The sequence below is a fragment of the Streptosporangium sp. NPDC005286 genome, assembly GCF_040607515.1.
Classification (GTDB): Bacteria; Actinomycetota; Actinomycetes; order Streptosporangiales; family Streptosporangiaceae; genus Streptosporangium.
Genome location: NZ_JBEXGU010000394.1, coordinates 1 through 1,676 on the forward strand (window position 1 = coordinate 1; position 1,676 = coordinate 1,676).

A 1,676-nucleotide genomic window follows, 5' to 3' on the forward strand; every position below is an offset into this window, starting at 1 on the left:
GGCTTCCCGACCATCGACTCAGACCCGCCGAACCCGCTAGGATTGCGACCACCCTGTTTCCAGGGCAACCCCTCTAACTTACTCCAACATCCGGTCGGTGTCCAACTCATGCAGACACGCCCGATTTGTCGGGATAGTGAGAGGGTTTTGCCGGGCACTCCGCCTACCCGGGAGATTCTGGATCCGGGGGCTCGTTGCCCTGCGAGAAGAACACTACCAGGACTCTCACGTCACAGAGACAACTTGCCAACCATCCCCGGGGCTCGCGCGTCCCAAACAGTCATAGGAAGTCGAAGTGCGCAACCAGACGTCAAGCCATTCGCAATCGACTCTGGATACGAAGTAGGCGCGAGGGTCAGGATCCTGACTCCGCCGTGGAGGTGAGCACCATGACCCGCTCGGAGTTCGACGACATCCGCGCGCACATCGACGCGGAGGCCAACCACCCAGGTGACTTGTTGAGGGTTGCCAGGTCTCTGCTGAACGACCTTGAAGACGCACGCATGCGAGAGGCGACCCTCCGCGCCTACTACCTGCGTCTCCTCACCGCGGCTCGGGCAACGGTCGCCGCGGAGGCGGCCGGCTACCCGGAGCCGTTGACCTTCCTCACCGACGAGCTCGCCAAGCGTGGCCAGCTCCCGACATCCGAGGACGAGGTGAACCGGATCCTGGCAGACGCCCACACAGCGGCCATGCTGCTGGCCTATCTTGAGGAGAATCCTCTCGGAACCACCCCGATGAACACCGGAGGGGCTCGCGCGCGCAGGTGTGCCGGCACAAGCCGTAGCATCCCCCGATGAGGCGTTCCACGTCATTGACCTGGTCTTGAACCAAGATCTGTAAGACTCCAGGCATGTTGCAGCGAGGGCTGAATTGGGCTGCGGCGACCCTCGTGGGCGTCTTCGGCTTCGTCTGGACCGGTGTGGTGATGTTCGCAGCCGTCGAGACCTCGGCGTGGACGTGGATCGGGCAGGTCTCCTTCGGGGCCTTCCTCACCTGCTGGGCTCTTTACAAGGCGAGCCTGCTGGTGCGTCGCGCCAAGCCCGGTTTCGTTCCGCGGCATCGCCGGGTGGGGGCCGGACGAGCCACGGCTCCGTGATGGCGCCTCAGGTCGGCCCCGGCCCCCTCCTCACTCTTCAGCGGCCATGGAGGCACTGGGCAGACCAATCACGGAAACGCAGAAGGCCCTGATCTCCAGGAGATCAGGGCCTTCGTTGGTAGCGGGGACAGGATTTGAACCTGCGACCTCTGGGTTATGAGCCCAGCGAGCTACCGAGCTGCTCCACCCCGCGTCGGTGTGTGCTTGAACACTAGCCGCAATTCCCCTCCGGCTGCAAATCGGCGCGGGGACGTGGGTTGACCTATCCCACGCCACCCCGCTCGCGGATGACCCGGTCGCAGTGTGATCACGCAGGTCAGGACGGCCGTGGCCGAAGGCATCGCCCTCACCCGCCACCTCGCGCACGGACGGGGCACCAGAGCTTGAGCGGTGAACGCTTTACGCCGGCTGTGGACCCCGCACGAGGGTTACGCGGCCGGCCTCCCGGCCCCGGTTCAGGAGAAGCCGGGGAAACGCAGAAGATCCCGGTCGCCGTTTCCGGCGACCGGGATCTTCGTTGGTAGCGGGCACAGGATTTGAACCTGCGACCTCTGGGTTATGAGCCCAGCGAGCTACC

At 64.7% G+C, this 1,676-nt stretch carries 2 protein-coding genes and 1 tRNA gene; 2 read left to right on the top strand and 1 reads right to left on the bottom strand.

Annotated elements, in window-relative coordinates; genetic code table 11:
• The first annotated feature begins 389 nt into the window (after window positions 1-389).
• Both ABZU75_RS46355 and ABZU75_RS46360 read left to right on the top strand, forming a co-directional pair.
• Complete coding sequence (locus ABZU75_RS46355) at window positions 390-800, top strand: hypothetical protein (RefSeq protein ID WP_355569958.1); 411 nt, start codon at window positions 390-392, stop codon at window positions 798-800.
• A 53-nt stretch (window positions 801-853) separates the two neighbouring features.
• Entirely contained in the window at window positions 854-1,099 is a 246-nt protein-coding gene (locus ABZU75_RS46360; RefSeq protein ID WP_355569961.1) for a hypothetical protein, read from the top strand.
• Between the two features lie 116 nt (window positions 1,100-1,215).
• Here ABZU75_RS46360 and ABZU75_RS46365 read toward each other — a convergent pair.
• Window positions 1,216-1,292 (bottom strand) — tRNA-Met (locus tag ABZU75_RS46365).
• Window positions 1,293-1,676: the final 384 nt, after the last annotated feature.